This is a genomic window from Rossellomorea sp. H136 (assembly GCF_056838065.1).
Genome location: NZ_CM166371.1, coordinates 798,965 through 811,267, shown reverse-complemented (window position 1 = coordinate 811,267; position 12,303 = coordinate 798,965). Strand labels below are relative to the sequence as shown.

Sequence of the window (12,303 nt, the reverse complement as noted above, 5' to 3'; positions counted from 1 at the left end):
AAATTATGCTAACAAATATCGGAATCCCAGGATTAATTCTTGTACTAGTCATCGCGTTGATCATCTTTGGACCTTCCAAACTCCCAGAAATCGGTCGGGCTTTCGGAAGTACATTAAAAGAATTCAAAAGTGCTACCAGTGACCTTATGAATGGAAACGATCAAGAGAAGAGTACTTCTGCAGAAGAAGGTCAACGACTGAAAGCTGTGGAAAAAGACAAACAGCAGACAGGCAGCTGATATTTATCACACAAAAACGTCCAGAGTTTTTTTACTCTGGACGTTTTTTGATTCTGAAGCATGGAGACGGTTCTGACGCTTCCTTTTAATGTAAAAAGAAGCACAACAACCACCCCCGTGCATTCATAGTTTCATATGGTTCCAAATATGGAAAAAAGGTAATGGTAGATATTAACTTTCGAGGAGGATTTACTTGAAATTAATTTATTTAATGCTTCTTGCAATTACAATTTGTTTATTGGTGTTACCATCGCTTCCTTTTACCGAGTGGGTTTATTTTTCTCCATTATTTCTTATACTTGTAATTTCCATTGGTCTTATATCTTTTAATGTGAAAAGGTTTTGGATATCATTCCCTCTGTCATTTGTACTAGCCTTAGGAATAACCTATCTAATAAACCAATCTACATCTATAGGTATTCCATATTCACTTGTTATTATTATGGGTTTGCTTAATCTTGCAGTTGGAATCTACACACTAAATAAAAGAGAGCTTGATATACTGTGAACTGTAATCCTTCTTATATTTTTATGGTAAGAAATTAATGCTTACTGAGTTTAACTCTGCTTTTAGTGATGCTGTACATAACATTAAATATTTCCTCTTCTGTCCCTTCTTGAACAATATCAAATTCTTGACGTTCCCCTACCATATAAATTTTCCATACACCATCTTCTTCAAAACAACCTGTAACAAAAGGAATTGTCTTCTTTTCTCCAATTACTAGATTTAATTTATTTGCATCTATGTTTTGCATTGCTATAAAGTTTTCATACTCTATTCTAGTCAAAGTATTATTCCTCCCTTAATATTACTAAGCGAGTGTCTATTCTTTATGTAGAGAGATTGGAGTCGGAACCATCCCCATTTAACCCCCACCACAAGTCGAAATTCTCACGGATAATATTATACAAGTTCATGTATTTTCTAGGCTTTGAAGCGTAAAAACTTTATAACTCCCTAAATATTTTATCAGCCCTTAATCTATCAATAAAATCATCTAATGCTTCTTCCTCATCTGCATAGGAATCTTGTGAATTTGTAATCTTGCTAGCTCTTTCATCTGTTACATAAACAATCCATTTATCATTCTCATGCCTTAACGCAACTTCATTTTCTTTATTATCCCTTAATTCATTCATATTATAATCTTGTAATTTCTCCTTATGTATAATTCTTATTGCCTCTTTTTATTCATGGTTTATCCTCCTATTTAATTTCCTCAAGCAAGCCTAATCCTTCTAATTGTGTAATCATCGGACTAACTCCTTATTGAACGGCTCCTTCTTCTCCCCATCCTTCAACAGCTTCTAGTACTTCTTATTAATGTAAAAAACGCACGAGAACCGTCCAACCGTCCCCGTGCCTATTCACATAAGTTTATTTATTGTTTCTTTCAGAGGTAGTTATCTTAGCTTCTTATACTCCTCATATAATTCTAATAAATGTTTTCCAAGTTCGCTATTAAAATCCCAGGAGTCAGCAATAGCTCTTGGATATGATGGGACATGACTTTTGCTTTCAATCATTAATTCGATATCTTTATAGAAATTTTCAAGTTGACTTATCGTCCCATCTTTACCTTGACCTAATTTGTGGGCTTTAATTTCAAACTCTAGCCTCGTTTTCACTCTTTCAGCTTCCTTAATAAAGTTTAGGGTTTTATTAAGCTGTCTAGTTTCGTTATATACCATTGTTCTACGCCTCCAATATATCGAATTTCTGTTTAAAGCTACTATCTATAGCCCGTGGAAGGTTCTGATGCTTCCCCAGAGTATAAAAATAAGCACGAGAAATGTTCCCGTGCTTTTTCTTCCTTTAATGCCTTAAGTGTTTTTATTCAAGTATTGTAACCTTTTTTCTATTCATCTAAGTACTACTTTAAGTTTTATTTATAAAGATTTTCAAGTTAAGAATACACTAATGTCTTCATCGGTAATATCATTTCCCTCTCCATGTTCTATCAGTAGATCTTTAACTTCTTTATTAAACAGATGAAATAGAAATAGTTTCTTAAAAGCAAAGAAAAGGGCTCTTTTCTTACTGACAGGTAAAGTAGAGCTGATTGTCTTTCCATCTTCCCCTCTATACTTAACTATAAATTTTTCATCTTCTGCCTCTACTATTATTCTATTGGCTTTTGAGATTGTTTCATTAAAAGAAATTAGAGTTGGGGGAATCCCTACTAGATAAATGGCTTCATGAAATTTTCTTTCATTAAATTCCGGACCACCAATGTCAAATCCCTCATGGTTCATCATAAACGGACGGATTCTTTTATCAAAGTAGGAGGCAGATAACCTATTCATTAAAAAATACATTGCTGCCTCCTCTTCTGATTTGAACAGTTTTATCACTTTTTCACTAGGGACTTCTTGTCTTTCAACCAACAATAAGCCGAATTCCCACTCTTCCCCTACTTTTTTTAGGTAGTGATAGTTTTCGTAAGGAGGATTTATTTCAACTAACTTTTCAGGTTCTATTTTTATCTGTTCTCCTGCTTTGTTCATGATTTTTGCTGCAATGCTAATATTCATCTTTTCACCTCACTGACTAATTTCACGGATATAGCCGAGTAGTGCTGCTAGGCCCAAAGCGGTTTAACCAATTTCCCTTTGAAAATAGACAGCGTCAGGGTTCAGAGCATCGTTAAAGAGGTCCATGCCTTAAGAGGCATGGGATGGTTCTGATGCTTCCTATCAATTTAAAAAGAAGCACGAGACCAGTCCCTGTGCTTCTTAGTTCTATATTAAGTAATTAAAGGTACCGCCCTGTGATTTCCAGTCCCGTCGTCCCCCTAAATATACATTTGCATTCTTTATCCTAAAAGATATAAGACTTTTAGAGTTTCTATAAAGTCAGGATCATTTTTCACTTCAGTCTTGGTAATAGAATCATAAAAATGTCTTAATTTAAAAGAAAAATTGTATAGAACAATCGCTGCACTATTCAAGTTTCTAGATTCAGCTATATAAATCTTAGAGTCATTTTTACCCAAGAATAAAACATTATACTTATCCTTTGTGCTTTTTTCTAAAATTATCTTATTAGGCTTAAGGTTAAAAAACGAATAATATTGTTCATCTGAAAAAGTTCTTAAGATCTTTTGAATATCATTTAATGATGCTGCACTTTCAATCTCATTTCGACCATTAGCATTATGTTTCCTTACTTCTAACTTGCTTTTTGAAAAAAAATATAAGGCTATTACGGATTTAAATTTATCTGAAAATACATCTACTTTGTATTCTTTTCCTCTAACAACTTCAAAAAGCTCATAATGATTATTCACTTCATTTAGAGTTAATTTAACAATAGTTTCAGGATATTCTTCTCCATTTAGTGGTGCGACGCAAATAAGTTCTTTTTCCTTTTTGACAACTTTAAATTCTGTTTCAATTAAATGATATATACCATCTAGGTCCATATTTTACACTCCTTTATGGGTTTGTTTGTTTAATAAAGCCAAGCTCTATTAGTTCTTCTATAGAGTAAGGTCGACCATTAGATTTATATTTAATGATTTACGTTCCTCCACCTGGCTGATCGAACCAAGGAGCAATCTTCCCTATTGTTACTTCAAAATCATCAATAACCTCATAAACATAATAAGGTGCTTTTTCACTATGCGGAGCTAAGGCTCTACTTGGAAATGAATCGCTTTCAGGAGCTAAAAAGGAACCGGATGGATTTCCGTATCTATCCAAAACCGTTCCATAGTGTAATATTTCTGCTCTTTGAGTTCCCATAACAAATCCATCATTAGGAGGCCAATGAATTTCTCCTGTATCTTGGTCATAATATTCTGAATTCTTATATACATCTTCATATTTCTTAAATAATTCTTTGCTAGGTGGATAATCCCATTTCTTCATATTCTCAGGGATTTTCACATCATCTACATGTTTGCCTACCTCACTAGCATCCTTATCAACTTTAGCCGTATCTTTAGTACCAACCCTATCACCAGTACCTATCTCTCTCTCCTTAACCGCCTTATCAACAGAAAACCGACTCCACCCAGGCTCTCCACCAATCAACATCCCATTATCAGCAACCATCATTGGCCGGTTATAAAGATCATTAATCCCTAACCGGATCTGATCCCATCTATGAGTCAATGAAACTTTCGGAACGGTCTTAGGTGCAGGAGTTGATATATTCGTGCCACCTTTGACTTTCAACCCAGGTTTAGCCCCGCCGACAAGAAGTGCTGCCAGGCCAAAGCTGTTCAACCAATGTTCCTTTGAGTAGGAATCATCTGGATTAACTGCTCCGTTGAAAAGATCCATTCCACCCAGTGTAGGGTAGTTGATAAAGTCATTACTGAAGACTTGAGTTATTACTTTCATACAAGCATTAAATATGTTGTCAGAACAAAAATTTTTCGCAAAAGACAAAAGCACCTGTTGCCTATTAGGCATTCAAGTGCTTTACTCTAAACAGTATAATAGTAAGTTTAATCTATATACTCTGCTATACCTATAAAATCTAGTTTGTATGCATTTTTGCTTATTGAATTTATAGCTCTTCCATCTGTATCATAATTATAGTTATAAACTAAAATTATGGTATTATATTTCGAATTTAACGTAACATCCATAAACTGCTTTATTAATTGATCATCATATGAAAAATCCACTAGAAGCTCTTTTATATCATCTTCAGCATCTTGTATCCAATCTTTTTCGATTAAGTCTCTGTCATAATACCCCAATTTAAAATCTCTCTCAAATACAGAAGGAATACTATCACCATCTTCATCATATTTTATTTCCGTGTATTTCTCTAGCTCATCAAAATCGCTAAAGTTTCCCAACCATAAAGAAACATCGTTTTTCATTTTTTTACCTCCTTAGACCTTCTGGTAAATCCATAACACCATTTTTCATTCTATTACTAGCCCATTCATTTAACCTCTTAACAAAGCTTTCATAATCGGGAGCAGTATCAATAATTTTTAAAATTTCATTATGAGCTTTTGTAGACCCCCGCCTACCATGACGTCCGGGAGGATTTACAAATTCGACATCTTTAGTTAAGGACCTCATTTCTTTTATATCGTCCATACTAACACCCCATCGTTTAAATTTGGGTGTTCTTGCCACAAGGTGCCACTCATGATAACCTCCTGGCCGCCTAATCCTATCTTCTATCTTACTTCTCAAATGAGGTACACTCCACATTTGGTCAAATTCATCAACTGATATGCTATCAAACCACATATTAAATTCATTATTTCTAATTGAAGGAATTTCTACATCTTTACCCGTACCCTTAGTACCAACCCTATCACCAGTACCTATCTCTCTCTCCTTAACCGCCTTATCAACAGAAAACCTGCTCCACCCAGGCTCTCCACCAACCAACATTCCATTATCAGCAACCATCATAGGCCGGTTCCAAAGATCATCAATCCCCAAACGGATCTGATCCCATCTTTGATTCAACGACACTTTCGGAACGGTCTTAGCTGCAGGAGTTGATATGTTCGTGCCGCCTCTCACGTTGAGCCCTGGTTTAGCACCGCCGACAAGGAGTGCAGCCAGTCCGAAACTGTTCAACCAATGTTCCTTTGAGTAGGAATCATCTGGATTAACTGCTCCATTGAATAGGTCCATTCCACCCATCGTCAAATAGTTGATAAAGTCAGAGCCTGAGTCGGTTGCTACTTCAGCGCGTTCATTCAGGCCACTCACGAAGCCCTTGCCTACATCCAGGCCGCCAGCCGTAATATAGTTTCCAAAATCATAGACGGAGTCGAATTTGGTTTCATTTCTTTTCTCCATCCCGGCCCAGAGATCCTGTCCGATTTCCTTGAAACTATTGAGGGATTCGGTGATGGGATTTTCGTTGACTTCCTCTTCCGGGATCGGTTTGGGCTCTCTTGCCTGTTCTTGAGATTCCTTGAATGTTAAATAAGAGTCGGTCTGTGCAGTGATGTCGTCTGTCAGTTGATAGGCATCACTGGAGTAATAGGTTGCCGCGTTGAAATAGAGCGGTGATATATGATTTCCTTGCCTTGATGATTCCATTAATTCCCTCATCAGCCCTGTGAGTATCTGTTCGCTGACCTCTAAATGTTGATATTCTCTTTTTAATTCTTCATCAAATCGATTGACGGAGTCAAGTGTATCCTCTCGCTGCCTCCTTGCTTCTTCCATATGGGTATCGAATCGATCCCGTGAAAAGACATTCAGCGGTTGGATGTCGCTTATGCGATTGAGGATTCTTTGGAGTTCCTGCTGCTGTGCAGCAATCATTTCTCCTGAACGCCTTTCGCTTTGATGAAGATCTTCCTCGAGGAATGGAAGTTCCACCGTTTCCCTGCCAAGGTTTCGCCCTTCTGCGTCACCCTGAATACCATTGAAAAAAGCGATGTTACTTTCAACAAGTTGAATCCAAATCTCAACGACATCGATTTGAGCACCGTAGAAGCCTTTAATGGCATCGGCACCCTTTCCCTGGAATTCATCGTCAAGTTCCACAATGGCTTGAAAAGAGCTTTTAAGTGTTACAAGTTGATCTCTTAATGTCTCGTATTCATGTCGACGTGATGACATTGCGTCGAGTAAAGTGGGGGCTTCATATACTTTCAATGGTCGCGTCTGCCTTTCTATCAGGATCTTGTTATGGCTTCATCCTGTTCTTTTAAAGCTTCTACATTTGCTTTTGTATCTTCAATATTCTTTTCCACTGTGGCGATATATTCCTTCAATAACAATTGAATGTTCTGTTCACGCTGAATCCATGCATCTGTATAATTCAGCTTGTTCCGTCCCAACTGCTCCTGTGCGGGTGCCTTCAGCTGAAGCCGTTCCAGTGAGTTGATCGCTTCATTCAGTTTCGCCATGACCTCACTATGGTTGAGCTTTATTTGCTGCGTTGATCCGCCTCCAGATCCCGAGCTCACATTCATCTAAAATAACCTCCCTTTCAAGTCACTGAGTTTATGGGAGACCTGCTCATAAAAATCTTCACCTTTGGAAAGTAAATATTCTGCGTCATTGGCCAGATTTCCGTAGAAGCTAATAACCCCTTGCTGCGCTTCCAAGGAATGAATCTTTGATTCTATGGAACTGACGTATTCGTCATAATTTTCATGTCCAATTTGCCTCATCGCCTGAAGGGCAGAATCCCGTTCCACATGATACTCTTCCGACCTCGGACCCATCCAATTATTATGTAATTCCGGCTGTTGGATTTGCTTAATTTCATTTAGTAGTTGACTTTGTTCATTCAGAATACCGCTTTTTGTTTCCCTCAATCGAGAAATCTTTTCCTGAATATCGCTCGATCGGGAATGAATCACACTTTGAATGTAACTCAAGTCATTGTAGAGTCCCATATCGGCATCTCCCTTATAGAATAATCCACTAATAAAGCTATAACGTTCCAATTTCTATTGATATAGTACCACCCTTTTCTTCTTCATTCTATTTAGAAATGAGTTTATTACAAAAAAAGGAATTTTACCATCGTTCTTTTATACCACGATTGGCAATAAACAAAACCTTTTAAAGCACCACCTGTGTCTTTGGTACTAAGTGAGAAAAACAAAAAGACAGATACCATGGATCATTTCCACGATACCTGCCCCCCTTTTGGAAACACGGGGAAACACGGGGACGGTTCTAATGCTTCATCTTAATGTAAAAAGCACGGGAACCTTCCCGGTGTTTCCACGTACAAACATAAGATCACAAAAAATGGCGCATGTCCCCGGTCCGAAAATACCACATAACCCACCGGGGCCAAGCACCAATATGAATATTCAATCCTTTACACCAACTCACTCAGCCCCTCATCAAGGATCTCCACCGCAAATCCCAACTCCTCCTCCGTCACAACAAGAGGAGGATGCCAAGTAATACAATTCCCACCCGAAACCTTAAACGACAATCCTCGTTCCAGACAGTAATACAACACACGCTCGGCTAAATCCGGATGTCTCTCCTTCGACCCCCGGTCCTTCACCAGTTCAATCGATATCATGAGTCCCACAATCCGTATGTCCCCGATGCATTCATGACGCTCAGCAAGCCTGTTCAGCTCGTCACGCACAAACGCAGAAAGTGCCTGGCACCGCTCCCCGAGCTTATGATTGTCGATATAGTCGATTGTGGCTAAGATGGCCGCGCTACCGAGTGCCGGCTTTTCGTGTGTATAGTGCCCGAGGGAGATATCCCCGGCACAATCGTACTCCGTTTTGGCAAGTACGGCAGCCTGCGGGATGATTCCTCCTCCCAGGCCTTTTCCTAATACAAGAAGGTCCGGTTCCACGCCGAACTGCTGATGGACGTAGAACGTTCCGCTTCGGTGCAGGGCGGTCGGGATTTCATCAAAGATTAAGAGGATACCATGTTGATCACAGATCCTCCGTAGTCCTTCAAAATAGCTCCGAGGTGGGATATGCGTATCAGTTGCCCGGATCGGCTCGAGTAAGATCGCACCGATGTCCCCTTCGTTTTCAATCATGTATTCCAGATAACTGAGGCAAAAGGCCGCAATCTCTTCAGGAGATTCACTGTTTATGAGATTGCGGTAGCCATTATACGGAATCCCTTTCAGTACTCCGGGCATGAGTGGGCCCATATCCTTCTTGAACACATATTCCCCGCCTACTGAAATCGTATCAAGTCCTGCTCCATGAAACGATTCCCACATGGAGATGACCTTATGGCGACCTGTCGCCTTGCGGGCAATTTTAAGAGCGAGTCCAACAGCTGCACTTCCTGATGGCGTAAACAGGACCCGGTAATCCTTTGACGTCGTCTTGTTCACGAGTGCCTGGGCTGCTCGAATCGTGATGTCGGCTGTGAACCGCCTTGGGATAAACGGCAGCTCCTCTACCTGCTTTTTAACAGCCTCCACGACATACGGGTTTTTGTAGCCGACCTGATGAAGGCTGTTTCCGTGGAAGTCCAGATACTTCTTTCCATTCACATCCATGATATAACAGCCTTCCGCACCCGACACCGCCTCGAGACAGGGAGTCGACATCGATTGCTTTAAAAAAGACCGTTCATCCTCCCCAAGGAGTTGGGTGCTTCGCCCGGATAACTGCTCATTCCACTGGGAACGCAGGGAACCGCTGTTAATATCGCCCTCACGCTTCAATTCGTTCATGCTCATATGGTCGCTTTCCTTGTTCTATCTTTTCGTTGATTCTCTCAATCAGCTCCGGCAGCTCCTTCATGGTTCGGATGGTAAAGTCAGCTCCGTTCTTATAAAAAACCTGTTCCGCTTTTGCCCGTACCTGGTCTTTCTCCGTCTCTGATAGCCTTTCGAATTCCTCCAGGGTCAGCCCCATTTCGGAGCTTCCTTCGATCACACCCACGGTCCAGGCTCCCCCATTGACGCCTTCTTTCATATCAGATGCCGTGTCCCCGACTTTTACGACTTTCCACGGGGCCGTCAGCTGCAGAGCCTCCATGTTCCGGAAAATCATATAAGGGAACGGTCGTCCGAATGAGTTGGTGTCGTCCGCCGTGATATAGAAATCCGGACGATACCCTTTCCTCTCTGCATGTGGCACGACGATCTCCATCATGGAACCTGTATAGCCCGTTGTGGAACCAATCTTCAGCCCCATATCTCTGAGGTTTTCCACTGTGTCAATGACATGTGGAATCGGATCCGTATAGTCTGCCAGATTCTTTAATAGAGTGGTTTCGAAGGTTGAATGAAGAGCTTCTACATCCTCTTCCCCAAAAGGTCTGCCGTGCTGTTCTTCCCAAAGACCGGAAATTCTCGGCATGGAGAGCATCTCCCTGATATGATCGATCTTCAGCATTCCCATCGGTGCACGCGCTTCCTCCATGGTCACCTCGATGCCTGCCTGCTTGAAAATATCCATGAACACCTTTACAGGGGCAAAACATCCATAGTCTACAGTCGTTCCTGCCCAGTCAAAAATCACCGCTTCTAGTCGATTCATTTCGTCTCATCTCCCATATATCCTGCGATAACTCCGCAAAGATTTTCTATATCGTCTTCATAGATTTCACCGATGTTGCCGATTCTAAAGGTATTCACTTCCGTCAGCTTCCCAGGATAAATCACATAGCCTCTTTCTTTTACATTACTATAGAAGTCTTCGAACTCAAATGCGTCCGACGGGTACACAAACGATGTGATGATCGGCGATTGGAGATCGTCTGAAATATAGGTTTCAAAGCCGATTTGGTTTAACTTTTCTCTTAAACTCCTATTATTCGTTTGATACCGTTCAAACCTCGCTGAAATACCGCCTTCCTCCAGCAGTTCATCGATTGCTTGTGAAAAGGCTGCAACGACGTGGGTCGGGGAAGTGAATCTCCATTTGCCGTCCACGTCCATCCCTTTCCACTGATCATATAAATCGAGTGACAGACTTTTGCTGTTTCCCGCGCAGGACATCAGCTTATCGCGTCTCGCAATGATGAAGCCGAAGCCGGGTACGCCCTGGATGCATTTATTCGCAGAGCTGATTAAGTAATCAATCTCAAGCTCCGGGACGTTTATCGGGATTCCACCGAAGCTGCTCATGGCATCTATGATGAGGGTTTTCCCATATTCCCTCGATACAGTTGAGATCATCTCTAATGGATTCTGGATCCCGGTGGTTGTTTCACAATGAACCATCACGATATGGGTAATGTCCCGGTCTGACTCTAGTATTCTCCGGATCTCTTCTTCCTTCGGGACTTCATCATACTCGACACTGTATTGGCTGAATATCATTCCGATTGCCTCAGCCATTTTGACAATCCGCTCGCCGTACGCACCATTGGTGATCAAGAGTGGCTTATCCTCTTTAGAGATGGCGCTCATCATGACGGACTCCACCGCGAATGTGCCGCTTCCCTGCATGAGGACAACCGTGTAGTCCTCGTTTCTGCACCCTGCCAGTTCAAGGAGCTGGGATCGTATTTTTTGAGTGATCACCTTATAGTCTTGATCCCACGTGCATCGATCAATGAGCATCTTCTCTTTGACTGTGCTTGATGTCGTTAAAGGACCTGGTGTTAATAGCTTATACGTATTCATTCTATTCCTCTCCCTATCCTTATTTTGCAGATTTAAAGAATTCCTGATGTTTTTTCAACAAATCGACGGTCAATGGCTCTGAGAATGTCTTCGAATGAGCCGGTTTATTGCTGCCAGACACAGTTTCCCCTTCATAGAGCGCCACTGGATAGGACTCGATTAACTCTTCTCGGCCGTCTTCAATGATGACCTTCGCCATTTCCTGAGCAAGCTCCGTTGTCGCTTCGTCCTTTTTCACAACTGCCACCGATTCTGTTAACGAGAAGTTCCCTTCTGTCGGGTCGACAAAGTCGATGGGCTCTCCATTTTCCTTAGCTGCGACTGCCTGGTGACGGAGTCCGAATCCAACGGCGACCTCGCCTGCCTGTACCTTCTTGATTGGACCGGAACCAGAGCTTTCAAGATGCGGCCCGACATTCGCAATCAATTGTTGGAGAATCTCTTTTCCTTCCTCTTCACCATATTCGCTCATGATGGATTGAACGAGGAGCCAGCCTGTAGAAGAATCCATAATGTTCGGGATCGATACGAGATCTTTATATTCCGGCTTCACTAAATCCTTGATGGACGTTGGCATCTCTAAGTCCTTTTTTTTCAAGATTTCCGTGTTCACGAAAATTGAACCTGTATTTGATAGAATCGGAGTATAGTAGGCTGGAGTCTCTTCCAATGCCTTCGGATCAAATTTCAAATCAGCAAACATGTCATACTTTTTCTGAGCACTTTCAATATAGTAGGAGCTCATCGTAATCAGATCAGCATCCGTTTTCTCTCCTTCTACTAAAAGCTTTCCGCCTAATTCAGATGTTCCGAGGGATTGAAGGACATATTTCCCTTCATAGCCTGCGTCGATCAATGCCGTTTCCATCGCTTCCACCGCTTCATCATCCCCGTTCGTTGCGATCACCACTTTTTCTTCCTCTCCTGATGCCGAACTGCCGCATGCTGCCAGTGTGGCAACACATAGAACCACCATTAAGTGTAGGAACCTTTTTTTCATTTTGTTTAGCATGTTCATTTCTCCCTTTGAGT

16 protein-coding genes are annotated in these 12,303 nt (G+C 41.1%); 2 read left to right on the top strand and 14 right to left on the bottom strand.

Annotated features, from left to right (window positions below; genetic code table 11):
• Positions 1-5 precede the first annotated feature (5 nt).
• Entirely contained in the window at positions 6-239 is a 234-nt protein-coding gene (locus ACYH0O_RS04110) for a twin-arginine translocase TatA/TatE family subunit (protein ID WP_482631268.1), read from the top strand.
• Positions 240-432: 193 nt separating this feature from the next.
• Complete coding sequence (locus tag ACYH0O_RS04105) at positions 433-747, top strand: hypothetical protein (protein ID WP_482631267.1); 315 nt, start codon at positions 433-435, stop codon at positions 745-747.
• A gap of 34 nt (positions 748-781) precedes the next feature.
• Here ACYH0O_RS04105 and ACYH0O_RS04100 read toward each other — a convergent pair whose 3' ends face one another.
• The 14 genes from ACYH0O_RS04100 to ACYH0O_RS04035 all read right to left on the bottom strand — a co-directional run bounded on the left by ACYH0O_RS04100 (position 782) and on the right by ACYH0O_RS04035 (position 12,283).
• Positions 782-1,030: a hypothetical protein gene (locus ACYH0O_RS04100; RefSeq protein WP_482631266.1), complete on the bottom strand. Its 249-nt coding sequence runs from the start codon at positions 1,028-1,030 to the stop codon at positions 782-784.
• A gap of 160 nt (positions 1,031-1,190) precedes the next feature.
• Complete coding sequence (locus ACYH0O_RS04095; protein ID WP_482632492.1) at positions 1,191-1,412, bottom strand: Imm59 family immunity protein; 222 nt, start codon at positions 1,410-1,412, stop codon at positions 1,191-1,193.
• A gap of 234 nt (positions 1,413-1,646) precedes the next feature.
• Positions 1,647-1,934, bottom strand: a complete 288-nt coding sequence (locus tag ACYH0O_RS04090; RefSeq protein WP_482631265.1) for a hypothetical protein — start codon at positions 1,932-1,934, stop codon at positions 1,647-1,649.
• A 210-nt stretch (positions 1,935-2,144) separates the two neighbouring features.
• The gene (locus ACYH0O_RS04085; RefSeq protein ID WP_482631264.1) at positions 2,145-2,750 is read right to left on the bottom strand and encodes a hypothetical protein; all 606 of its coding nucleotides are present in this window, start codon (positions 2,748-2,750) and stop codon (positions 2,145-2,147) included.
• 308 nt (positions 2,751-3,058) lie between these two features.
• Complete coding sequence (locus ACYH0O_RS04080; protein ID WP_482631263.1) at positions 3,059-3,667, bottom strand: hypothetical protein; 609 nt, start codon at positions 3,665-3,667, stop codon at positions 3,059-3,061.
• 97 nt (positions 3,668-3,764) lie between these two features.
• Positions 3,765-4,592 (bottom strand): TNT domain-containing protein, encoded by an 828-nt coding sequence (locus ACYH0O_RS04075; protein ID WP_482631262.1) that lies wholly within the window; start codon positions 4,590-4,592, stop codon positions 3,765-3,767.
• 107 nt (positions 4,593-4,699) lie between these two features.
• Complete coding sequence (locus tag ACYH0O_RS04070; protein ID WP_482631261.1) at positions 4,700-5,083, bottom strand: immunity 22 family protein; 384 nt, start codon at positions 5,081-5,083, stop codon at positions 4,700-4,702.
• 4 nt (positions 5,084-5,087) lie between these two features.
• Positions 5,088-6,839 (bottom strand): ribonuclease YeeF family protein, encoded by a 1,752-nt coding sequence (locus ACYH0O_RS04065; protein ID WP_482631260.1) that lies wholly within the window; start codon positions 6,837-6,839, stop codon positions 5,088-5,090.
• Positions 6,840-6,859: 20 nt separating this feature from the next.
• The gene (locus ACYH0O_RS04060) at positions 6,860-7,159 is read right to left on the bottom strand and encodes a DUF5344 family protein (protein ID WP_482631259.1); all 300 of its coding nucleotides are present in this window, start codon (positions 7,157-7,159) and stop codon (positions 6,860-6,862) included.
• The gene (locus ACYH0O_RS04055) at positions 7,160-7,588 is read right to left on the bottom strand and encodes a YwqH-like family protein (protein ID WP_482631258.1); all 429 of its coding nucleotides are present in this window, start codon (positions 7,586-7,588) and stop codon (positions 7,160-7,162) included.
• A 434-nt stretch (positions 7,589-8,022) separates the two neighbouring features.
• A complete protein-coding gene (pbfA, locus tag ACYH0O_RS04050; RefSeq protein ID WP_482631257.1) occupies positions 8,023-9,375 on the bottom strand; it encodes a (R)-1-hydroxy-2-aminoethylphosphonate ammonia-lyase in 1,353 nt (450 codons plus the stop codon).
• Entirely contained in the window at positions 9,350-10,180 is an 831-nt protein-coding gene (gene phnX / locus ACYH0O_RS04045; RefSeq protein WP_482631256.1) for a phosphonoacetaldehyde hydrolase, read from the bottom strand. Before phnX ends, pbfA begins: the two co-directional genes overlap by 26 nt.
• A complete protein-coding gene (gene phnW, locus ACYH0O_RS04040; RefSeq protein ID WP_482631255.1) occupies positions 10,177-11,271 on the bottom strand; it encodes a 2-aminoethylphosphonate--pyruvate transaminase in 1,095 nt (364 codons plus the stop codon). Before phnW ends, phnX begins: the two co-directional genes overlap by 4 nt.
• 19 nt (positions 11,272-11,290) lie before the next feature.
• Positions 11,291-12,283 (bottom strand): extracellular solute-binding protein, encoded by a 993-nt coding sequence (locus tag ACYH0O_RS04035; RefSeq protein ID WP_482631254.1) that lies wholly within the window; start codon positions 12,281-12,283, stop codon positions 11,291-11,293.
• Between the last annotated feature and the right edge of the window lie 20 nt (positions 12,284-12,303).